Raw genomic sequence first — 23,881 nt, 5'->3', positions numbered from 1 at the left:
TTCTTTTGATTTCGTAAATTTGAAACTAAATCAACGTTAAGTATACCAAAGAAAATCGGAATGATTTTTGACAACGCTTTTCAGACATCTTCAGAAACAAAACAGAATGCAAAAACCGTCTTTAGAACTTCAAATTCAAACCTTACCGGATAATCCCGGCGTGTATCAATATTACGATAAAGACGATAAAATATTGTATGTTGGAAAAGCAAAAAACTTAAAAAAAAGAGTCTCTTCCTACTTCAATAAAATTCATGATACAAGAAAAACAAATGTTCTGGTTCGGAAAATCGTAACCATAAAACATATTGTTGTTCCTACTGAAACGGATGCTCTTTTACTGGAAAACAATTTAATCAAAACCTTGCAGCCGCGTTATAATGTGTTGCTACGCGATGATAAAAGTTATCCTTGGATTTGCATCAAAAAAGAACCTTTTTCGAGAATATTCTTAACCCGACGAATGATCAAAGACGGTTCTGAATATTACGGTCCGTATACTAATTTCAAAATGGTGTATACTATTTTGGATTTAATTAAAGAATTGTACCCTTTACGAACTTGCAATTATGATTTGAGTGAATCAAATATCAGAGCAGGAAAATTTAAGGTTTGCCTGGAATATCATATTGGCAATTGCAAAGGCCCTTGCGAAGGTTTAGAATCTTTTGAAGATTATCAGAGACAGGTTGATGCTATTCGCGAAATTCTGAAAGGAAATTTTAAAGAAAGCATGAAAGATTTTAAGCGTTTGATGAATCAATATGCGCAGGATTTGCAATTTGAAGAAGCGCAAAAAATCAAAGAAAAAATAGGCATACTCGAGAATTATCAATCGCGATCAACAATTGTAAATCCGAAAATCACGAACATCGATGTCTTTTCGATTGTTTCTGATGAAAGTGCGGCTTATGTCAACTTTCTACAGATATCACACGGATCGATAATTCGTTCGCACACTTTAGAAATCAAGAAAAAGCTTGACGAAACTGACGAGGAATTGCTAGAATTAGCGATTATTGAACTTCGTGAACGTTTTCATTTATTATCAAAAGAAATTATTATTCCGTTTGAAGTTGATTTGGGCGAAAATATAAAAGTAACAATTCCGCAACTTGGCGATAAAAAACAAATCCTGGATTTATCGATTCGAAATGCGAAATTTTACAGAATTGAGCAACTAAAACAATTGCAAATTGTAGATCCGGACCGACATGTAAACCGAATCATGGCGCAAATGCAAAAAGATTTACGTTTGCCCGTTGAGCCGCGACATATAGAATGTTTTGATAACTCGAATATTCAGGGAACAAATCCTGTTGCCGCTTGTGTGGTTTTTAAAGATGGAAAAGCAAGCAAAAGAGATTATCGCCATTTTAATGTAAAAACGGTAGAAGGTCCTGACGATTTTGCCTCGATGACCGAAATTGTATATCGCCGCTACAAAAGATTACTGGATGAAAATGAGCCATTGCCGCAATTAATTATTATTGACGGTGGAAAAGGACAATTATCTGCGGCTTTAAAAAGTATTGATGCTTTAGAATTGCGTGGGAAAATTGCGATTATCGGAATTGCAAAACGTCTTGAAGAATTGTTTTATCCCGGAGATTCGATACCATTATACCTTGATAAAAAATCTGAAACTTTAAAAGTTATTCAGCAATTACGAAACGAAGCACACCGATTTGGTATTACTTTTCACAGGGACAAACGTAGCAAAGCAGCGCTTAATTCGTCTGTAGAAAGTATACCTGGCATTGGCGAAAAAACCATGCTTATATTAATACAACATTTTAAAAGTGTTAAAAGATTAAAATTGGCTACAGAAAAAGAAATATCTGATGTTGTGGGAGTATCAAAAGCCAAAAAAATTGTCGACTTTTACAAAACCAATTAGCAAATTTTTATGCGCCTATTTCAGTCTTCCATTCCGAATAAGCGATTTTTCTCTGTTTCTAATAAAGAAGCTTCCATAGTTTCTGCTTTTTTTCAGGAAAAAAAATCCTTATCGCAGCTTTCTAATGCTATCTCAAGTGTGCAGATGTTACTTTTTGCACTTGTATTTTTTAACGTACATCTCACATTTTCGCAAGAAATAAAAAAAGACAGTGTTAAAAGACCAAAAATTGGTTTGGTTTTAAGTGGCGGAGGGGCGAAAGGATTTGCCCATATTGGTGTACTTAAAGTTTTGGAAGAAGCCGGAATTAAAATCGATTATATTGGCGGAACAAGTATGGGATCTATCATTGGAGGACTTTATGCTTCTGGCTATAATGCATCTCAAATAGATTCTATTTTTAAACAAACCAATTTTGATGATCTTATAAATGATTATATTCCGCGTTCGTCTAAAAACTTTTACGGCAAAAAAAATGATGAATTATATGCCATTGTTTTGCCATTTAGTAATTTCAGAGTAGGTATTCCCGAAGCACTTTCAAAAGGAATGTACAATTATAATTTATTGAGCAGCCTAACCCGTAATGTTCGACATGTTCGGGACTTTAATAAATTACCAACGCCATTTTTATGCATTGGTACTAACATTGAAACCGGCGAGGAAGTTTTGTTAAACAAAGGAAATCTCGTTCAGGCTATGATGGCAAGTGCCGCTTTTCCTTCCCTGTTTACTCCTGTTGAAATAGACGGAAAATTATTGGTCGATGGTGGCGTTGTTAATAATTATCCCATAAAAGAAGTTCGCGATCTTGGCGCCGATATTATTATTGGAGTTGACGTTCAGGATGATTTGATGAAACGAAAAAACCTGAAAAATGCAACCAGAATATTAGTTCAGATTACCAATCTCCAGTCGATTGATAAAATGAAAAGCAAAGTAAAAGATACTGATGTTTACATAAAGCCGGACATTCGTGATTATGGCGTTATTTCGTTTGACAAAGGCGAAGAAATAATACGAAAAGGTGAAGAAGCCGCTTTTGCTGTTTATGAAAAATTAAAAACGCTGTCAAACGAAACTACTTTTTATAAAAAGCCAAAACTAAAAATAAGCAATGATACCATCACTATCAAAAAAATAAACAGTGATCCACTAAACAATTACACAAGAGAATATATTCGTGGAAAACTCCGTTTTAAACCGGGAAGTACAATTACCTACAACGATCTTAAAGCAGGTATGAATAATCTGGATGCAACTCAAAACTTTAGTGCTATTTCCTATCGTTTAGAGCCAAATGGGAACGATGATGATTTGGATTTGGTTCTGAGAGAAAATCCTACACATACTTATTTAAAACTTGGTCTGCACTATGACGGACTTTACAAAAGTGCTATTTTATTAAATCTTACTCATAAAAAAACATTCTTAAAAAATGATGTTACCTCATTAGATATTATTCTGGGGGATAATTTTAGGTATGATTTGAATTATTACGTAGAAAATGGTTTTAATATCAGTTTTGGATTTCGTTCGAGATTAAATCAGTTCAACCGAAACGTTACAAATAGTTTTAGAAGTTTAATTTCAGAAACTCCAACCGGAAATTTGATTAATGTTGACTTTTTAGACTTGACAAATCAAGCTTATTTTCAAACCATTTTTGTGCAAAAATTTTTAATGGGCGGTGGATTGGAATATAAATACCTTAAAATAAATTCGCCAACACTTTCTAACAGTGACAACATTATTGAAAAAAGCAGCTATTTTAGTGTTTTTGGCTATTTAAAATACGACTCTTTCGACAAGAAAACTTTTCCTCATTCTGGTTTATATTTCTCTACAGATGTGCAGACCTACTTAGCATCATCTGATTATACTAAGAAATTCAAACCCTTTTCGACAGCCAAAGCCGAAATTGCCTTTGCAAACACCTTGTTCAGAAAAGCTACTATGAAAATTGAGGCCGATGCCGGATTTAATATTGGCAGCGACAGTGTTCCGTTTTTTGATTATATATTTGGCGGTTATGGCTACAGTAAAATCAACAATTTCAATTATTTTTATGGATATGATTTTTTAAGTATTTCCGGAAACAGCTATATTAAAACAGCCATAACTCTTGATTACGAAATATTCAAAAAAAATCACATCAACCTTTCGGCTAATTATGCCAACTTAGGCGATGATATTTTTACAACTGTAGACTGGATCTCAATGCCCAAATATACTGGTTATGCAATGGGCTACGGATTAGAAACTATTATTGGCCCAATCGAAGTTAAGCATTCATGGTCTCCTGAAATGTCAAAAAGTTATACTTGGTTTAGCATCGGGTTTTTATTTTAGCCCACAATTATATTCAGAAATTATTTCATAAAACGAAATGGTTTTTCACAGCTTATTGGCATTATAAAAAACTTTAACCTATTTTTAATGGTTATAAAAAATATAATTTGTAATTTAAATAAATAAAAATTACGATATTTGTTGTAATGAAAACAAAATGGACAGGTTTATTAGAGTATCTTCAATTCCTCATTAAGAGAAATCCTGAATAAAACCAACGAATTGAAACTCATTATGCAGCTATATTTTTAGCTGATTATTTGTGCGTTCAATTCAAATTTTTCGAATTATCTAATTTACAAATTATCTAATTGAAAAGGCATGCCATTATATCATAAAATTGGAGATTTTCCTCAAAAAAGACACACTCAATTCGAAAAACCTACGGGAGGTTTTTACTATGAACAATTGTTTGGAACCGAAGGTTTTCACGGACATTCTTCATTATCTTATCATGTTCACAGACCAACGCAGGTAAAAGAAATTCTAAAATCATATTCGGTTGAACCAAAAATTGCAATCGGAAAAAATATAAAATCTTTGCTTTTTAAAGGTTTTGAATTAAAACCTGAAAACGACTTTTTAGACAGCCGCAAAGCGATGCTGGTTAATAAAGATTGTATTATAGGATTAGCGGCTCCAAAAGAATCGCTTCGAAATTATTTCTACAAAAATGCCGATGCCGATGAAATGCTTTTCATTCATAAAGGAAAAGGAAAACTGAGAACCATGTTAGGAAATATTCCTTTTGAATATGGTGATTATTTAATTATTCCAAGAGGCATTATTTATCAAATAGAATTTGAGACAGAAGAAAACCGACTTTTTTATGTAGAATCTTTTGCTCCATTTTATACTCCAAAACGTTATAAAAACCAGTCTGGTCAACATTTAGAGCATTCCCCTTTTTGTGAACGCGATTTTATTTTGCCAAACGAACTGGAAACGCACGACGAAAAAGGCGATTTTTTGATTAAAATTAAAAAAGAAGGCATGATTCACGAAGTGGTTTATGCTACACATCCTTTTGATGTTGTGGGTTGGGACGGATATAATTTCCCTTACGGATTTTCTATTCATAACTTCGAACCTATTACAGGTCGTGTTCACCAACCGCCGCCAGTTCACCAAACTTTTGAAACAGCAACTTTTGTTGTTTGTTCGTTTTGTCCAAGACTTTACGATTATCACCCAAAAGCAATTCCAGCACCCTACAATCACAGCAATATAGATTCTGACGAAGTTTTATATTATGTTGACGGCGATTTCATGAGCCGAAACAATATAGAACAAGGTCATATTACATTACACCCAAAAGGAATTCCGCATGGTCCTGCGCCGGGTGCAATGGAGCGCAGCATTGGTCACACAGAAACCCACGAATTGGCTGTTATGGTCGATACTTTCAGACCATTAATGGTTACTGAAGAAGCAATGGGTCTCGACGATGGCCAGTATTATAACTCCTGGTGTGAATAATTAGTTAATGCAGAATGAATCAATTTTTATATACGCCATTTTTTAATATTTTAAACGCCAATATATTGTAGTTTATAGGTTTTAAATCTTGAACTACAAAGACTATCTTGAAACATTCTATAATTTTCTAATAAGCCGACAATGAATTTACAAGCCAAATACACAGACAGTAATCTGCTAAGTAAAACTTTCGATTTCGCAGTAAACATTATTAATTATACAAGTGAGCTGCAAAAACAAAATAAGTTTTTAATTGGAAATCAATTATTAAAATGCGGAACAGCGATTGGAGCAAATATCAAAGAATCTGAGAATACTGAAAGTGAAGCAGTTTTTATCGATAAATTCGAAACCGCTGTTAAAGAAGCAACTGAAACAAAACATTGGCTGTCCTTTTGTGATACCCGCAAGGATTATCCCAATTGCAAAGACTTACTAAACGAATTGGCTGAAATAACACATATCTTAAACAAAACAATAGAACAACAAGATGAGAAAATAAGATAATTATAATGTGTTCAGAAAATAATTTCATTTTTAGGCACATTTTCTAATTTTCTAATTTATACCTATTTCAATTAAAACATCATGAGCAAAGAAATCAAATCAGTAGAATACGGATTAGAAAAAATCTTCGAAGGAGCACAAGATTTCCTTCCGTTATTAGGAACAGATTATGTAGAATTCTACGTAGGAAACGCAAAACAATCAGCACATTATTATAAAACTGCTTTTGGATATCAGTCATTAGCATACGCAGGATTAGAAACCGGAGTAAAAGACAAAGCATCTTATGTTTTAAAACAAGATAAAATCAGAATTGTTTTAACTACGCCATTAAATGGAGATTCTCCTATAAATGATCACTTAAAAAAACACGGCGATGGTGTAAAAGTTGCAGCACTTTGGGTTGAAGATGCCAGAAGCGCTTATGAAGAAACTATGAAACGCGGCGCACGTTCTTTTATGGAACCAACGGTTGAATCTGACGAATTTGGAGAAGTAGTTCGTTCAGGAATTTATACTTACGGAGAAACAGTCCATATTTTTGTAGAAAGAAAAAATTACAACGGTATTTTCTTACCAGGTTATAAAGAATGGAAATCAGATTATAACCCTACTCCAACGGGATTAAAATATATTGATCATATGGTTGGAAATGTGGGTTGGAATGAAATGAATACCTGGGTAAAATTTTACGAAGACGTTATGGGATTTGTAAATTTCTTATCTTTTGATGACAAACAAATCAATACTGAATATTCAGCTTTGATGAGTAAAGTAATGTCTAACGGAAACGGAAGAATTAAATTCCCAATCAATGAACCTGCTGAAGGAAAGAAAAAATCTCAAATCGAAGAATATTTAGACTTTTATGGCGGACCTGGAATTCAGCATATCGCCATTGCGACTGATGATATTATTAAAACAGTATCAGAACTAAAAGCAAGAGGTGTTGAATTTTTATCAGCTCCACCACATACTTATTACCAGGCAATTCCGGAAAGATTAGGAGTTCATATGGATATGATGAAAGAAGATATTAATGAAATTGAAAAATTAGCCATCATGGTCGATGCCGATGAAGACGGTTATTTACTACAAATATTTACTAAGCCGGTTCAGGACAGACCAACTTTATTTTTTGAAATTATTCAAAGAATGGGCGCAAAAGGATTTGGTGCAGGTAACTTTAAAGCCCTTTTTGAATCAATTGAGAGAGAGCAAGAATTGAGAGGTACATTATAAACAAGCATTATTTTTGCATTAAATCGAAGAATTCTCGGTAAAACGATGGTTTTTATGCAAATATTATGTTAAACTTGCCTTTTGCTATTTATTTTTTGAACTTTCTATCTATCTTTGCACTCGCAAATCGGAAGGGGTGGTTTCCTTCTAATTGATATAAATTTCATAATTTATAGTTTTTTGGTTAGTTAATAGCATAAAAACTCAGTCATTTCTTGACTGAGTTTTTTTGTTTTGGTACATTTGGAATAGAATTTGCATTTAATTATCTTTATAATGAAATGTAAAAATTGTACTATGAAAAAATTAGTTCTCATCATATTAATTCTGACCACACTGGCCTTCGATTCTCAAAAAGAAGACGCTTACGGAGTGGGAGAATATTTTAAATTTAGAATTCACTACGGAATTGTAAATGCGGGTTACGCTACACTCGAAGTTAAAGACGCCACAATTAGTAATAAAAAAGTATTTCATGCCATTGGTAAAGGTTACACAACAGGTATGTCTAAATTTTTCTTTAAAGTTGAAGACATATATGAAAGTTACTTTGACAAGCAAAACGGAGATCCCTATCGTTATATCCGAAAAATTGACGAAGGCGGTTATACAAAAGATCAGGAAGGAATTTTTAACCCAGCCGAAAACAGAGTTTTAGTCAAAGACTACAAACGTAAAACAGAAAAAACAATTGTACTTACAAATAATGTACAGGATATTGTTTCTTCATTTTATTACTTGAGAAATCATCCTAATATTGACAAATTAAAATCAGGAGAATCGATTACAATCGACATGTTTTTTGATGAAGAAATCACAAAATTTAAGTTAAAATATATAGGTCTTCAGGATATTACAACTAAATTTGGAACCGTTTCTACAATGGTGTTTAAACCATTGGTACAAACAGGAAGAGTTTTTAAAGAAAAAGAAAGCTTAACAATCTGGATAACAGATGACGACAATAAAGTTCCGGTTCGAATAAAAGCAGATCTTGCTGTAGGATCTCTAAAAGCGGATCTTGAAGAATATAAAGGATTAAAAAATCCATTTAAAGTAAAAAAATAATGAATTCCACAGATCATTCTGAATCAATTTTAAAAGAAATTGACCTTAAATTTCAAGCTATAAATCAGAAAACAGATGTACAACTTGAAGGTTTACTTTGGTCAAAACCAATTACGTATTGGGATTATATTCAAACCGATGCGCTTTTAAATCTGCAAATTCAGCGCACCACACTTCCTGACGAAATGGTTTTTATTATGTATCATCAGGTAAATGAATTGATTTTTAAAATGATTTTGTGGGAAATTGATCAGATTGCCGAAACACAAAATATTCAGGTTGCTTTTTTCAGCGAAAGATTATCGAGAATTACCCGTTATTTTGATATGCTTACCAATTCGTTCAGCATTATGGAAAACGGAATGGAAATCGATCAATACATGAAATTCAGAAATACGCTGACTCCTGCAAGTGGTTTTCAGAGTGCTCAATATCGATTAATAGAATTTGCTTCGACAGATGTTATCAACTTAACGGACCGCAGATATAAAGACAATTTTGATGAAAATACAGATCTAGAAACAAGTTTCGAACATTTGTATTGGCAAGCGGCAGGAAAAGATTACCAAACAGGACAAAAATCCTATTTACTTCAGGAATTCGAAAACAAATATAAAGATCAGTTTTTACGTCAGATGTCAACTTTTAAAACAAAAAACATTTGGCAAAAATTCACCCAATTACCTATTGAAGATCAGCAAAATACTGACTTGATTCAGGCAATGCGTCATTACGACAAAACGGTAAATATTACTTGGGTAATGCAACATTTAAATACGGCAAGAAAATATATACTGGAAAGTGGAAAAGGTAACGGTGAAGCGACCGGCGGAAGCGACTGGCAAAAATATATGCACCCAAAATACCAAAGACGCATCTTTTTTCCTAAATTGTGGACCGAAGAAGAATTGTCGAATTGGGGAAATGAAGCCACTGTTTAATTTCTCAAAAATTTTAAAAGTTTGAAAAAAGCATTCCTAATTATAATAGTATTATTTTCTATATTTTCATGTAATAAAACTGCTGAAAAAGTAGAGACCAAAATTAGCAAACCAAAAATCAAAAAAGTTGAATTCGGTTTTAATTACGGCGACTTTAATGTCGTTCAGGATACTATAAGAAAAGGAGATTCTTTTGGATCTATCATACAAGACCAAAACATTGGTGATAAAAAAGTCTTCGATATTGTCGAACAGGTAAAAGATTCTTTTGATGTTAGAACCATTCGTTACAACAAACCCTATACAATTCTTCGCTCTAAAAATAAAACCAACAATTTAGAAGTTTTCATCTATCAGCCTGATGCGTTGACGTATTATGTGGTTGATTTTAGAGACAGCATTACAAAAGCTTACAAAAAAATCAAGCCTGTTACTTTTAAACGTAAAATAATAGGTGGTGTTTTAAAAACTTCATTATCTGAAACTTTAGGAGATGAAGAGGTAGAAACGGCACTTGCCAGCAGAATTACCAAAGTTTTTTCATGGTCGATTGACTTTTTTAAATTAAAAAAAGGAGATCGCTACGGATTAATTTTTACTGAACGTTTTATAAACGGAAAAGTTTATGATGGCGTTGAAGATCTTGAAGCTGCATTTTTTGAATATAAAGGAAAAATTATTTACGCTTTCCCATTTGAAAAAGATACACTTTCAGGAAAAATAGAATATTATGACGGCGAGGGAAAAACATTGAAAAACTTCTTCTTAAAAACACCTATTAAATTCAGCAGAATCACCTCAAGATTTACGATGAACAGATTTCATCCTGTACAACATACTTGGAAAGCGCACAAAGGAACAGATTATGCTGCTCCAACTGGAACTCCAATTTCTACAACAGCTTCTGGAGTTGTTGAAGCAACCGGATATACAGCAGGAAACGGAAACTTTGTAAAAGTAAAACACAACGGAACTTACTCTACTCAATATTTGCACATGTCGAGAATTTTGGTTCGCCGCGGACAACGTGTTACTCAAGGACAAACAATTGGTTTGGTTGGAAGTACCGGACTTGCCTCTGGCCCTCACGTTTGTTATCGTTTCTGGAAAAATGGCATTCAGGTTGATGCGCTTCGACTAAATCTTCCAACGGGAGAATCTTTAACCGGAAATGACAAAACCCGTTTCATGAAACAAATGGAACCTTTGAAAAGAGAATTGGATAGTATTGGGAATTTGTAGACTTGCTACATTCTTAAACAGCAAATTTTTTGACAAATTTTTTCCTCAACTCTGACGGATTCATTCTTTTATGTTTTCTGAAAACCTTATCAAAAACGACTTCATTTCCAAACTGGGAAGAAACAATTCAACGAGATTTTATACTTATATAGATATTGAACTAAAATATGTAGTAACCAATACAACACAAGGCGGTAAATCAGTTACTGCAGAAGTTGTCTGGAAAAAATTATGATGAAAATTCATAAAACGTTTTCGCAACTAATTGTTATATAATTAGGAACCGTTGAGCTTTTAAAAGTTATTTCAGTATTTTTGTGTTTCAATAAACAAACTTTCAATAAAACTAAAAATGGCTTTAAACACAACAAACCCAACCGGGACTGAGGCGTGGAAAAATCTGCAAAATCACTATAACGCAATTCTAAACACAACGATACAAGAATTGTTTCAACAGGATAATGCTCGTGTTGAAAAATTCAATTTACAATGGAATGATTTTTTGGTAGATTATTCTAAAAACAATATCAGTCAGGAAACAGTTTCACTTTTATTAGAATTGGCGAATTCTATTGGATTAAAAAATGCAATCGCTGATTATTTTGGTGGAGCAATAATTAACCAAACAGAAAATCGCGCTGTTTTACATACAGCTTTACGTGCGCCGGAATCAGCCGTTATAAAAGTTGATGGAGAAAATGTAATTCCTGAAGTTTACGAAGTAAAAAATAAAATTAAAAACTTTACAAACGAAGTGGTTTCGGGAGCTAGAAAAGGTTTTACCGGAAAAGCTTTTACTGATATCGTAAATATTGGAATTGGAGGCTCTGACCTTGGCCCTGTTATGGCTGTTGAAGCTTTGCAGTTTTACAAGAATCATTTAAATGTTCATTTTGTTTCGAATGTCGATGGCGATCACGTAAACGAAGTCATTAAAAAATTAAATCCTGAAACTACGTTGTTCTTAATTGTTTCTAAAACATTCACTACTCAGGAAACTTTAACGAATTCTGAAACTATAAAAGAATGGTTTTTAAAATCTGCAACTCAGGAAGATATTGCAAAACATTTTGTAGCGGTTTCTACTAATATTCAAAAAGTAACCGAATTCGGAATTAATCCGGACAATGTTTTCCCGATGTGGGATTGGGTTGGAGGAAGATTTTCTTTATGGAGTGCTGTTGGTTTAAGTATTAGCTTAGCAATTGGTTTTGATAATTATAATGAATTATTGAGCGGAGCCAACGAAATGGACGAGCATTTTAAAACGGCTGATTTTGATAAAAACATTCCTGTAACATTAGCTTTATTAAGCATTTGGTATAATAATTTCTTTGGGGCTGAAAGTGAAGCTTTAATTCCGTACACACAATATTTACAAAAACTAGCGCCATACTTGCAACAAGCCACTATGGAAAGTAACGGAAAAAGTGTTGGCCGTGACGGAAAACCAGTAAACTACCAAACGGGAACTATTATTTGGGGAGAGCCGGGAACAAATTCACAACACGCATTTTTCCAATTGATTCACCAAGGAACAAAATTAATTCCGACTGATTTCATTGGATTTGTAAAACCTTTATATGGAAATGACGATCATCACGATAAACTGATGTCGAACTTTTTTGCACAAACCGAAGCTTTAATGAATGGAAAAACTTCAGCACAGGTTCAGGCAGAATTTGACAAACAAGGTCTTGCTTCAGAAAAAGCATCGTACTTATTGCCATTTAAAGTTTTTACCGGAAACAAACCAACAAATACAATTCTGATTAAGAAATTAACACCTAAATCTTTAGGCTCATTAATTGCTTTATATGAGCATAAAATTTTTGTTCAGGGAGTTATCTGGAACATTTTTAGTTTTGATCAATGGGGAGTAGAATTAGGAAAACAATTAGCGAATTCTATTTTAGAAGAGATAAATACTAAAACTGTTAAGAATCATGATAGTTCAACTTCGTTTTTGTTGAATCATTTTTTAAGGAATAAGTAACTTAATAAATACATAATAAACTGAAACGCCTTGATTTAACAGAAATTTAGGCGTTTTTTCATATAAATAAGTATTTCAATTGGACTAATTTATCTTTTTTGACAGTTAAAAGCTACACAACTATTACGATCATTATGATTTTAACAAAAATTAGAGACTTAAATTCAAAAGAATGTTATTTATCACAAGAGAAAAAGATTAAATCATTTTAATGTGCAACGGATTAAGCAAAACCGTTTTTTCTTAACACTTTGATAACATTATAAGATTTAAATGTTATAATTTTGCCAAAAACAAAAACTAAATAAACAAATGAAGACAATGAAAAATTGGTTACTTACGGGACTATTGTTCATGATAGTTTCAACCGCATTTTCTCAAGGTAAAATTACAGGTACTATTACTGATGGTTCCGCTTCTTTACCTGGTGCTAACGCAGCAGTAAAAGGCTCATCAGACGCTGGTTCAAGTGATTTCGATGGTAAATTCACTATTACAACTTCAGCGACATCTGGACAAATAGTTGTTTCTTATCTAGGATACGAATCAAAAACAATTTCATTTACAGTTACAAATGGCTCAACTACTAATTTAGGCGAAATCGTTTTGACATCTAATTCAAATGAATTGAGCGAAATTGTCGTTAAAAGTAGCACAGTAGATATTGCAAAAGACAGAAAAACGCCTGTTGCAGTTTCAACGATTAAAGCAGCTGAAATTCAACAGAAGTTAGGTTCTCAAGAATTCCCGGAAATTCTTAAAAACACGCCTTCTGTATATACTACAAAATCAGGTGGTGGATTTGGAGATTCAAGAATCAACATTCGTGGTTTTGACCAAAAAAATATCGCCGTTATGATTAACGGTATGCCAGTTAACGACATGGAAGGTGGAACAGTTTACTGGAGTAACTGGGCTGGTCTTTCAGATGTTACATCTGCAATGCAGGTTCAAAGAGGTTTAGGATCTTCTAAATTAGCAATCGCTTCTGTTGGGGGAACTATTAACATCTTAACAAAAGCTTCTGATTTAAAAGAAGGCGGATCAGTTGCAACTTCATTTGGTAATGATAACTACATTAAATCACAAGTTTCTTATAATACAGGAAAATTGAGCAATGGTTTGTCTGCATCGGTTTTATATAGCCATACGCAAGGTGATGGTTACATCGATGGAACACAATTTAACGGAGATAATTACTATATTGGTCTGGGTTATGCTACTAAAGATGACAAGCACCAATTTCAATTTACATTTACTGGTGCTCCTCAATGGCATGATCAAAGATCGACTTTCATTACCCTTGCTACGTACCAAAAATACGGAACACTTACTGACCCAAATACAAAATACAACTCTGATTGGGGTCATTTAAACGGAAGTGATTTCAACATGAAAAGAAACTACTACCACAAACCGGTAGCTTCTCTTAACTGGGATTACAAAATCAATGAAACTTCAAAATTATCTACTATTCTTTACGCTTCATTCGGACGTGGAGGAGGAGCAACTGGAGCAGGAGCAATTCAAGGAAGCAACTATGTTAGTGCAAATTTAAGAACTGCAGATGGATTAGTTGATTATGACAGAATCGTAGCTTACAACTCTGGACAACCTATCAAATTTACTGGTTCTGCTACTACAATAACTCGTACACCAATTGCTAATGGCGAATACCAAAATAGCGCTGCAACAACTGGAACTGGTGCTGGTATATCTCAAATTTCATCAATTAACTCTCATAACTGGTATGGTGGAATTGTGAATTTTGACAAAAAATTAGGACAACATTTCACTTTAGACTTAGGTGTAGATGTTAGAGGATACAAAGGTATTCACTACCAAAACATCAACAACCTTTTAGGTGGAGATAGCTACAACGCCAATTATCTTGCAACTGGAGCTTCAAGTAATGATATTAACAATCCAACCAGAACTTTATATCAAACTTATTCTACATACCCTTCTTGGAATCCTTTCAAAAGTGTAGACAGTGAACAAAAAATTAACTTCTACAATGATGGTGTAGTAAACTGGTATGGAGGATTTACTCAATTAGAGTACTCTAATGACAGATTAACTGTTTTTGTTCAAGGAGCGGTTTCTAACCAAGGTTTCAAAAGAGTTGACCATTTCAAATATTTAGCTTCAAACCCTTTATCTGAAACAGGTTTCGAAAACATTCTTGGAGGAAACGTAAAAGGTGGTGCTAACTTCAACATTAACGAACACCACAATGTATTCTTTAATACAGGATATTATTCAAAACAACCATTCTTTAACGCAGTATATCCAAACAATGCTTCTTTAGTAAATGGTAATTTAACAAACGAGAAAATCTTCGGTTTAGAAGCTGGTTATGGTTTCCGTTCAGCAATTTTCAATGCAACTGTTAACTTATACCGTACTTCTTGGAAAGACAGATACCAAAGACAGACTGACGGAGATGCAACAAACCCTGGAGGTTATTATGACTTCTCTGGAATTACTGAAATTCACTCAGGAGTTGAATTTGAGGCAACTGCAAAAGTTACGGAAAAACTTAAAATTAATGCAATGTTTTCTGTTGGAGACTGGAAATATGACGGAACAAGCACAAGTAACCGTTATGATGCATCGAACAACCCAATTGGAGGTGGTACAACTTCAACTCTATACTTAGACAAAGTAAAAGTAGGTGATGCTGCTCAAACAACTGCTTCATTAGGTGCTGCATATGAAATATTAACTCGTTTTAGTATTGATGCAAATTATAACTACAATGATAAACTATATTCTTCGATTACTCCAGGATCTTTTACTTCAGAAAACAATAAAGGTTCATTAGAATTACCTTCTTATGGTTTATTTGATGCAGGTCTTTCATACAAAGTATTAGTTGGTAGAACTAAAAGTAATTCTGTTAACTTCAGATTAAATGTAAACAACGTTTTTGACAAAGTTTATATTGCTGAAGGTAAAACAAACATTTTTGCTGATGATATCAGAACAGCTGCAACTCCAACAACTCCAGCTGTGACTTACGCTCAGGCAGGAGCTCTTTACCAAGGTATTGCAACTGCTAACCAGGTATACTTCGGATTTGGAAGAACTTGGAACTTTAGTTTACGTTTTGATTTCTAATATTTAGAATCTAAATAAATACCATAAACGGCATTGACTTTTAAGTTCAATGCCGTTTTTTTATACCCTTTTTTGCTATATTTGTTTTAAACAAAAACACAATTTATGTACAATTTTCTACAAAAATTTCATTCTGGCTGGGCCTATTTAGCTTTATTGGTTTTATTAATAGCAGTTGTAAATGCAATAATTGGATTTACTTCTAAAAAAGAATTTACTGGTAAAGATCGCAAAATTGCTCTTTTTGCTTTAATCGGAACACATACTCAATTATTGATTGGTTTAATCCTATATTTTGTATCTCCGTTAGGAAAAGCGGCTTTCGGGCAAATGTCTAACGCAGAACTTAGATTAACTTCATTAGAGCATCCACTTATTAATATTATTGCAATCATCCTGATTACTATTGGATGGTCTAAACATAAAAAACTAATTAACAGCGAAGCTAAATTTAGAACATTTGCTATTTTTTACGGTTTAGGATTATTACTTATATTAAGTAGAATCCCATGGAATCTCTGGTTTTAAAACCAGCAACTAAAGCCCTAAACAGGGCTTTTTTTATCTCGGCATATTATTTGTACAAACTCCCCAAGTCTGAAAAAAAATAACCCATGAGAATTAAAAAAAACATTACGCTCTCTCTATTTGCAATTACATTTTTAAGTTGTTTGACTCCGATCACAAGTCAAAACAAACAGGCAGTAGAAACCCCAAAAATCATTCAGGACACAATAAAAATTGGCAAATTATCAGTACCACCTACACTAACTGATTCTATATTTACTGACAATGGTTTAAAATTAAAAGCTTACAAAAAAAATGCACATGCATCTTATTACGCTGACAAATTTACAGGAAGAAAAACAGCAAACGGAAGCAGATTCGACAATAACAAATATACCGCTGCACACAAAAAACTGCCGTTTGGTACAAGAATAAAAGTTACCAATGAAGCAAACGGCAAATTTGTAATTGTAAAAATTACAGATCGTGGTCCTTTTGTAAAAACACGTGAGTTAGACCTCTCCAAAAGAGCTTTTATGGAAATAACCAAAAGTAAAGGTTCAGGCGCCATGAAAGTGACAATAGAAAGAATAATAGAATAAAAAAGTCCCGCTTATTTAGCGGGACTTTTTTACTTTAAACAAATTTTCTAATGCTCATAATGACACCGGTGTGAATTCCTTCATGGTAATTATTAAACTCCAGTGCGCCATTTATATCTCTAAGCGTATTTCCTAAGCTGGTCGTATATTCATGATAACTGACAAATAAGCTATCAGTATAATCTTGTTGTACCTGATGCAAAGTCGTAGAAAGTAATGCTTTAATTTCATCTACTTCTTCTTGTGAAACATCTCCTTCCGGCTTTGCTCCTTTTGAGTATTTCAATATAAATTCTTTAGAAACCATTGTTGGCAATCCTGATAATTTATAAACCAAAGCCTGATGAACAGCAACACAATGTGCAGCATTCCAGATAATGTTATTATTAAAACCCTGAGGAATTTTATTTAGTTGTTCTAATGAATAATTATCTAAAACATTTAAAAGAACTTGTCTAATGGTTTTCTGTGTTTCAAAAACTGAACTCATATTAGTATTTTTTTTATAAAATTAAGCAATTTTGTATTTCAAATGGATTTTCTTTGTAGTCAATTAAATCAAAAATCATGAACAAAATATATTACTTAGCTTCTTGCGATACTTGCCGAAAAATAATTAAGAGTTTACCAAAAGACAATAATTTGGTTTTTCATGATATTAAGCAAAATCCTATTACGGAAGCTGAACTTGAAGAGATGTATAAGCTCGCCGGAAGTTATGAGGCTTTATTTAGTAAAAAAGCACAATTATATAAATCGATGGATTTGAAAAACAAGTCTTTGACTGAAGCTGATTATAAAAAGCTCATTTTAGAACATTACACTTTTATAAGTCGTCCGGTTTTTATTATTGATGAAAAAATTTATATTGGTAATACGCAACCTGTCACATTGCAGGTTATTAAGGCTTTATCTTAAAAAGTTAGCCCCGAATTTCACCAATAAACACGAATTAAAAGTTGATGCAAATTCAACTTTACAAATTTAGATTTCAATTTAAACATTTCAACATTAGTGGAAATTCGTGAAATTCGTGGCAAAAAACTTCTAAACGTCTTTGCATTTCACAGATTAGTATTTTACAACCCAACACTGCAAACTTTTAATTATCTTTGCGCCTTTATACTCAATTATATGATACAATCGATGACAGGATTTGGCAAAGCTTCTTTGCAATTGCCTACAAAAAAAATTACCGTCGAAGTAAAATCCTTAAATAGTAAAGGTTTAGATTTAAACGTAAGAATGCCATCACTTTACCGCGAAATGGAATTAGGTTTAAGAACTCAAATCTCTACAAAACTTGAAAGAGGAAAAATTGATTTTGCGATTTACATCGAAAGTACCGCAGAACAAACTTCGACTAAAGTAAATGTTCCTGTTGTAAAAAATTATATTGCTCAATTGAGAGAAGTATATCCTGCTGCAGATGAAACGGAATTGATGAAAATGGCAATTCGTATGCCGGATACTCTAAAAACCGAACGTGAAGAAATAGATGAAAACGACTGGGACCAAATTCAGGTTATCATTGAAGAAGCGCTTCAAAATATCTTAAATTTTAGAAAAGACGAAGGAGAATCTCTTGAAAAAGAATTTAATCTTCGAATTGGAAATATCCGTCAATATATGACTGACGCTTTGGCTCTTGATCCGGAACGCGTTCAGGCGATAAAAGATCGTTTGCAAACTGCGATTTCTGAATTGAAAGTAAATGTGGATGAAAATCGTTTCGAACAGGAATTGATTTATTATTTAGAAAAACTGGATATTACCGAGGAAAAAGTTCGTTTAACCAATCATTTAGATTATTTCTTAGAAACCATAAAAGGTACTGAAGCTAATGGTCGAAAACTTGGTTTTATCACTCAGGAAATGGGTCGTGAAATCAATACAATGGGTTCAAAATCAAATCATGCACAAATGCAGAAATTGGTTGTGATGATGAAAGATGAATTGGAGAAGATCAAGGAACAGGTTTTGAATGTGTTGTAAAGCATTAAGCTTTAAGCTGTAGGCCAGAGGCAGAAAAACGAAACGAACATAAGCTTAAAGCATATTGCTTAAAGCCAAAAGCATACATAATGAACAAAGGAAAATTAATTGTTTTCTCAGCACCTTCGGGATCAGGAAAAACAACTATAGTAAGACATTTACTTGGGAAAGAAGATTTAAACTTAGAATTTTCGATCTCAGCGGCTTCACGCGACCCACGCGGAGGAGAAGAACACGGAAAAGATTATTATTTTATTTCGTTAGAAGAATTCAAAAAACACATTAAAGCCGAAGATTTCCTGGAATGGGAAGAAGTTTATCGCGATAATTTTTACGGTACTTTAAAAGCTGAAATCGAGCGTATTTGGGCTCTAGGAAAAAATGTGATTTTTGACATTGATGTTGCCGGCGGATTGCGTATTAAACATAAATTTCCGGAACAGACTTTAGCTGTTTTTGTAAAGCCTCCAAGCGTTGATGAACTAAAACGCCGCTTAAAAGAACGCTCTACCGAAACTGACGATAAAATTAATATGCGAATTGCAAAAGCTTCTGTTGAATTGGCCACTGCTCCTCAATTTGATACAATCATTAAAAATTACGATTTAGATACAGCAAAAGAAGAAGCTTATCAGTTGGTGAAGGATTTTGTTTCTAAATAGTCTTTTAGTAGTTAGTCCTTAGTCTGAGAATAAGTCAAATTATAAAATTACATGAGCGGTATTAAATCTTACAAAGAATTATTCATTTGGCAAAAAGGAATAAAAATAGTTGTTCTGGTTTATAAACTTACAAAGAGCTTTCCTAAAGAAGAAATATATGCTTTAACAAGTCAATTAAAAAGGGCTAGCGTATCAATTCCTTCCAATATTGCAGAAGGGTTTGGACGCCAAACCGATAAATCATTTAATCATTTTTTGAATATTTCACGAGGTTCATTAAATGAGATAGAAACACAATTAATAATTGCAAAAGAATTAGAATTTATTTCCGACAATAATCTATTTAATGAGATTATGTCTTTAGTTGAAGAAGAAAGCAAAATGATAAATGCTTTTTCCAAAAATCTAAAAGACTAAGAACTAAAAGACTAAGAACTAAGTACTATAAAAATGAAAATAGGTCTTTATTTCGGAACGTATAATCCCATTCATGTTGGTCATATGATAATTGCCAATCACATGGCTGAATTTGCTGATTTAGATCAGGTTTGGATGGTGGTTACGCCTCATAATCCGTTAAAAAAGAAAGCTACTTTGCTTGATGATCATCAACGTTTGCAAATGGTTTTTTTGGCGACTGAGGATTATCCAAAAATTAAACCTTCGGATATTGAGTTTAAATTACCTCAACCCAATTATACGGTAAATACTTTGGTTCATTTGCAGGAGAAATATCCAACTCATGATTTTTCTTTAATTATGGGAGAAGACAATTTAAAAACGCTGCATAAATGGAAAAACTACGAAGTAATTCTGGATCATTACGATATTTATGTTTATCCCAGAATTTCTGAAGAAGCCGAAAATCTGGATTTAAAATCACATCCAAAAGTTCATATTATTGATGCGCCAATTGTAGAAATTTCTTCTACTTTTATTCGGAACAGCATTAAAGAAGGAAAAAATATTCAGCCGCTTTTACCTCCAAAAGTTTGGGAATATATTGATCATAATAATTTTTATAAGAAGTAAATGTCTTTTACTGCTTCGATTTTTATTCCGCAAAAGCCGAAAGGTTTTAATTTAACCCGATCAGAAAAACTTTGCTGGTATTCTCTTGGAGCATTAGTAATATATTCATTACCAATGTTATTCATTGAGAAATATTTTGATTATAGATTTCCTCAATGGGCTTATTATCCAGCACTTCTCATCTTTCTATTAAATTTTAGCAGTTATTTTATAAGAATAACGGAATTTGAAAATCTTAACGGATATTTTGACGGAACAATTTCATTCGAAGAAGATTTCTTAATACTAAATGAAACTGAATACAAATATTCAGAATTAGAAAATTTGGTCATTTACGGAAATTCTTTTTCTGGAGAAAAAACAAAAAATTACAGATATGGACCAATGTATGCAAATGGTGTCGAAAATTTAATCTCATTTAATCACAATGAATTCAAAGTTGAACAATACTTTCAATTAAATTCAGAACGTCATCTTGATAAATTACAGGAAACTTTAATTCACATTATAACGACAGAGAAAATTCCTTATAATAGAGAATACTTAAATTTTATTAATGAAGAACATCGATCATTTATACTTTTTGAATTATTCATCGGAAAATTAATAAAAGAAAAAAGAATCGAATATCAAGATGGGATTCAATTAATCGGGCTTAATTCAAAACAAGCTGAAGAGTTTAAAATAAAAAATTGCCTTAAATAAAAAAGCCTGAATTATAAAATTCAGGCTTTTTTTAAGTTTATAGCGAAACGCCTATCTGGCTTTTAACTCGGGATCGGATATCACTTAGCGATTGATCATTTAAAAGTTTTCCGTCTCTGAAAACTTCTTTCAATTCCCCTTGTTTTTCTTCTTCCCAGGAAACATTATCTGTTAAATGATATACACCGTCGACTAAATCAATTTTCATTAATCCTTTTGCTGATTTTTTTGTTCCGTCATCTGTAATTGGATCTTTGAAGATTGCTCTTCCTTCTCCGTCAACTTCACCGTAAGTTGCTTTCATGGCAAAACCAAAAGTATCTCTGGTATTGTATTGATACGTAAAAGAACCGATTCCTAAAACCACATTGGTTGAAGCAAAACCTTTTTCTTTTAATTTCTCGCAAATTTGAGTTGCTCTTGCCACTGTAATACTATCGCCGTAAATGGCTCCAATTTGAGGCACAAGCTCTTTATATCCTTTTGCATTAACTGATCCTCCAAAAACATCCCAAAGCAGTTCAATAACCCCTTTCTTTTCCTGTTCTGTTTTTCCGTTGGGATTTCCGCAGATAATATCAACCGGATCGCCACTATCAGGACGAATTACGACCTTACCTTCTCTGCCCACAATTTCTTCTTTTAAACGTGGTAAATAATCGGTTAAAACTTTCCATAAATCCCAGGTATCAGAAACGATAGAAACAATTCCTTTTGGATACACATCTGTAATTAATCTTTTGAAGGTTTCGTATTCGCCTTCGGTAGTTCCCATACACATTACAGAATGCTCTGTTGCGGCCACTGAACCTGCGATTAATTCTTTATCAGAATTGGCATTGTAATAATCTTCAAAGAAATCTATTGCCGGAATTGTATCAGATCCTGTAAAACTCAATAAGTGTCCTGCTGCTGAAGTTACAGCTGCTTCGATTCCGCCCATTCCTCTCATAGAGAAATCATGCGCTTGCCAATCTACAAATTCTGGTACAGAGGAAGTTTCATCAGCATATTTGTCTAATACTTTTCTATATTCTCTGGCAAGAGTAGCAGAGTTACAAGGCAACCAAACTACTGCAGAAAGTAATGTTTCGAAATAATTCGTCAGCCAGAAAAATTCCGGAATCGTATTGTACATCGTAAACATTGGCACTCTCAAAGGTACGCTTGCTCCTTCTGGCAAGGCTTTAAAAACCATCGGAATATATCCTAAATCGTGAAGATCTTCGATATGTTTTGTTCCGACTTGGTTTTCGCCTAAATAATTATTGATTCTGCGTGCATATTTTTTAACCACTTCGTCTTTTGGCTGTTTGAAAAAATCAGCATCAAAATCATGAATGATATATTTTTTAATGAAATATTGCAATCCAAAAAACACAACCTCATCAAGACCTTCAATTCTTGATTTTCTTGGTGTCCAGTTAGAATATACTAATGTAGTTTTGTCCGGGTATTGTCTTCTGTGGTCAACTTTGTAACCGTCGGTTAATAGTAATGGGTTCATACGTTTTTTGTTAAATAATATAAATTTTAATGATAAGTAGTTATATATCACGAATTAAATCAAAGTCTCTTATTCGTTGTATTGTCAATTGTTGCTTTATAATTTCAGGATTATCAATGGGAGTAAGAGATATATTTTCTGGGTAAAATAAAACATAATTTGTAGCTAAAGAATGTTTTATAGAATCATATCTAATACCATTATATCCATTTTGTTTAGCGCAATCCATTATAAATCGTGTTACAAAATAATCGGGTTTCCAATTCCCTTTATTCATTTTATTTTTCACTAAAGCATCAGATAGATGCAGAGAAAGTAATAATGCATTGGTAGATGTTGAAATTTCATTAGGATCAAATCTTAAATCTAATATATTACTAATTTCATCAACAATTTCAAATTGTTGTATCCAAACTAGTCCATCTGTAGCAACCTCAGAAGCCGCTCCTTCTTTTTGATCACATAAATATAAATAACTTTGTCCATTATGATTAAATCTTCCTTCAGATGCCTCACCAACTGGCGCATTCTTTAATTCTTCCGAAGTTAATATTTTAGAAGACTCTGCCAATCTTCCTCTAAAAAATATAGTTTTTCTTTCTACAGATATTGTTGGAAGATTATTATTTGAAAATTCTAAAAATATTTTTTTTCCCATTGGATTTTTTAGTGCCAAAAGTGGAAATTCTCTAATAAAAGAATCAAATTCAAATATGACATCTTTATATTTTTTTAAATTCTCATCAATATATTTTTCTACATCTAATTGATGTTTATATTTTACACTAACTTTTGATGCTAGTTCTAGCTCGCAACCGCAATTTGGACATTTAAATTCAGAACTTAAAGCTTCTCTTCTATTAATTTCAATTTCAGAATCTTGCAATAAATCATATATATCAGTTGGATCTCCCCATAACCAAATTGGCTTACCTCCATCCCAAGATTCACAATCTGCACAACTACTTAACTTTGATTGAATTTGATTAATTATCTTTTCTTCTTTTTTTGTAATGTTCAT

22 protein-coding genes are annotated in these 23,881 nt (G+C 32.9%); 19 read left to right on the top strand and 3 right to left on the bottom strand.

Going from position 1 to position 23,881, the window contains the following annotated elements; genetic code table 11:
* The first annotated feature begins 106 nt into the window (after positions 1 to 106).
* The 13 genes from uvrC to EV143_RS02755 all read left to right on the top strand — a co-directional run bounded on the left by uvrC (position 107) and on the right by EV143_RS02755 (position 16,959).
* Positions 107 to 1,900 carry an excinuclease ABC subunit UvrC gene (uvrC, locus tag EV143_RS02810; RefSeq protein WP_133506467.1) on the top strand — a complete coding sequence of 598 codons (1,794 nt, stop codon included), beginning with the start codon at positions 107 to 109 and terminating at the stop codon, positions 1,898 to 1,900.
* Between the two features lie 9 nt (positions 1,901 to 1,909).
* Positions 1,910 to 4,252 carry a patatin-like phospholipase family protein gene (locus EV143_RS02805; RefSeq protein ID WP_133506466.1) on the top strand — a complete coding sequence of 781 codons (2,343 nt, stop codon included), beginning with the start codon at positions 1,910 to 1,912 and terminating at the stop codon, positions 4,250 to 4,252.
* A 321-nt stretch (positions 4,253 to 4,573) separates the two neighbouring features.
* Positions 4,574 to 5,731 (top strand): homogentisate 1,2-dioxygenase, encoded by a 1,158-nt coding sequence (locus EV143_RS02800; protein WP_133506465.1) that lies wholly within the window; start codon positions 4,574 to 4,576, stop codon positions 5,729 to 5,731.
* A 141-nt stretch (positions 5,732 to 5,872) separates the two neighbouring features.
* The gene (locus EV143_RS02795; RefSeq protein WP_133506464.1) at positions 5,873 to 6,238 is read left to right on the top strand and encodes a four helix bundle protein; all 366 of its coding nucleotides are present in this window, start codon (positions 5,873 to 5,875) and stop codon (positions 6,236 to 6,238) included.
* Between the two features lie 81 nt (positions 6,239 to 6,319).
* On the top strand, positions 6,320 to 7,480 hold the full coding sequence (hppD, locus tag EV143_RS02790; protein WP_133506463.1) for a 4-hydroxyphenylpyruvate dioxygenase: 1,161 nt from the start codon (positions 6,320 to 6,322) through the stop codon (positions 7,478 to 7,480).
* A 297-nt stretch (positions 7,481 to 7,777) separates the two neighbouring features.
* Positions 7,778 to 8,548, top strand: coding sequence for a DUF3108 domain-containing protein (locus EV143_RS02785; protein WP_133506462.1), 771 nt, complete (start codon positions 7,778 to 7,780; stop codon positions 8,546 to 8,548).
* Positions 8,548 to 9,489, top strand: a complete 942-nt coding sequence (locus EV143_RS02780; protein ID WP_133506461.1) for a tryptophan 2,3-dioxygenase family protein — start codon at positions 8,548 to 8,550, stop codon at positions 9,487 to 9,489. The genes EV143_RS02785 and EV143_RS02780 overlap by 1 nt, the downstream gene beginning before the upstream one ends.
* A gap of 21 nt (positions 9,490 to 9,510) precedes the next feature.
* Positions 9,511 to 10,731, top strand: coding sequence for a M23 family metallopeptidase (locus EV143_RS02775; RefSeq protein ID WP_133506460.1), 1,221 nt, complete (start codon positions 9,511 to 9,513; stop codon positions 10,729 to 10,731).
* Between the two features lie 70 nt (positions 10,732 to 10,801).
* On the top strand, positions 10,802 to 10,966 hold the full coding sequence (locus EV143_RS21410) for a hypothetical protein (protein WP_208111246.1): 165 nt from the start codon (positions 10,802 to 10,804) through the stop codon (positions 10,964 to 10,966).
* Positions 10,967 to 11,083: 117 nt separating this feature from the next.
* Complete coding sequence (gene pgi / locus EV143_RS02770) at positions 11,084 to 12,727, top strand: glucose-6-phosphate isomerase (RefSeq protein WP_133506459.1); 1,644 nt, start codon at positions 11,084 to 11,086, stop codon at positions 12,725 to 12,727.
* A gap of 312 nt (positions 12,728 to 13,039) precedes the next feature.
* Positions 13,040 to 15,850, top strand: a complete 2,811-nt coding sequence (locus EV143_RS02765; RefSeq protein ID WP_133506458.1) for a TonB-dependent receptor — start codon at positions 13,040 to 13,042, stop codon at positions 15,848 to 15,850.
* Positions 15,851 to 15,955: 105 nt separating this feature from the next.
* Entirely contained in the window at positions 15,956 to 16,378 is a 423-nt protein-coding gene (locus EV143_RS02760) for a hypothetical protein (RefSeq protein ID WP_133506457.1), read from the top strand.
* An 86-nt stretch (positions 16,379 to 16,464) separates the two neighbouring features.
* Positions 16,465 to 16,959 (top strand): septal ring lytic transglycosylase RlpA family protein, encoded by a 495-nt coding sequence (locus tag EV143_RS02755; protein WP_133506456.1) that lies wholly within the window; start codon positions 16,465 to 16,467, stop codon positions 16,957 to 16,959.
* Between the two features lie 34 nt (positions 16,960 to 16,993).
* Here EV143_RS02755 and EV143_RS02750 read toward each other — a convergent pair whose 3' ends face one another.
* Positions 16,994 to 17,449, bottom strand: coding sequence for a DinB family protein (locus EV143_RS02750; protein WP_133506455.1), 456 nt, complete (start codon positions 17,447 to 17,449; stop codon positions 16,994 to 16,996).
* A gap of 77 nt (positions 17,450 to 17,526) precedes the next feature.
* Here EV143_RS02750 and EV143_RS02745 point away from each other — a divergent pair, with 77 nt between their 5' ends.
* The 6 genes from EV143_RS02745 to EV143_RS02720 all read left to right on the top strand — a co-directional run bounded on the left by EV143_RS02745 (position 17,527) and on the right by EV143_RS02720 (position 21,353).
* Positions 17,527 to 17,877: an arsenate reductase family protein gene (locus EV143_RS02745; RefSeq protein WP_133506454.1), complete on the top strand. Its 351-nt coding sequence runs from the start codon at positions 17,527 to 17,529 to the stop codon at positions 17,875 to 17,877.
* Positions 17,878 to 18,093: 216 nt separating this feature from the next.
* The gene (locus EV143_RS02740; protein WP_133506453.1) at positions 18,094 to 18,954 is read left to right on the top strand and encodes a YicC/YloC family endoribonuclease; all 861 of its coding nucleotides are present in this window, start codon (positions 18,094 to 18,096) and stop codon (positions 18,952 to 18,954) included.
* A gap of 89 nt (positions 18,955 to 19,043) precedes the next feature.
* Positions 19,044 to 19,616, top strand: coding sequence for a guanylate kinase (gene gmk / locus EV143_RS02735; RefSeq protein ID WP_133506452.1), 573 nt, complete (start codon positions 19,044 to 19,046; stop codon positions 19,614 to 19,616).
* Positions 19,617 to 19,667: 51 nt separating this feature from the next.
* Complete coding sequence (locus EV143_RS02730) at positions 19,668 to 20,033, top strand: four helix bundle protein (protein WP_133506451.1); 366 nt, start codon at positions 19,668 to 19,670, stop codon at positions 20,031 to 20,033.
* 33 nt (positions 20,034 to 20,066) lie between these two features.
* A complete protein-coding gene (nadD, locus tag EV143_RS02725) occupies positions 20,067 to 20,648 on the top strand; it encodes a nicotinate (nicotinamide) nucleotide adenylyltransferase (protein ID WP_133506450.1) in 582 nt (193 codons plus the stop codon).
* Positions 20,649 to 21,353 (top strand): hypothetical protein, encoded by a 705-nt coding sequence (locus tag EV143_RS02720; protein WP_133506449.1) that lies wholly within the window; start codon positions 20,649 to 20,651, stop codon positions 21,351 to 21,353.
* A gap of 37 nt (positions 21,354 to 21,390) precedes the next feature.
* Here the strand turns inward: EV143_RS02720 and EV143_RS02715 are convergent, their stop codons facing one another.
* Together EV143_RS02715 and EV143_RS02710 are read right to left on the bottom strand one after the other, a co-directional pair.
* Entirely contained in the window at positions 21,391 to 22,860 is a 1,470-nt protein-coding gene (locus EV143_RS02715) for a nicotinate phosphoribosyltransferase (RefSeq protein WP_133506448.1), read from the bottom strand.
* Between the two features lie 40 nt (positions 22,861 to 22,900).
* The gene (locus EV143_RS02710; protein WP_133506447.1) at positions 22,901 to 23,881 is read right to left on the bottom strand and encodes an RES family NAD+ phosphorylase; all 981 of its coding nucleotides are present in this window, start codon (positions 23,879 to 23,881) and stop codon (positions 22,901 to 22,903) included.

Origin of the sequence: Flavobacterium chryseum, from assembly GCF_004362015.1 — a bacterium.
Lineage (GTDB): Bacteria > Bacteroidota > Bacteroidia > Flavobacteriales > Flavobacteriaceae > Flavobacterium.
Note: the sequence above shows the minus strand (reverse complement) of the source record. Positions and strands in the feature narration are given on the sequence as shown.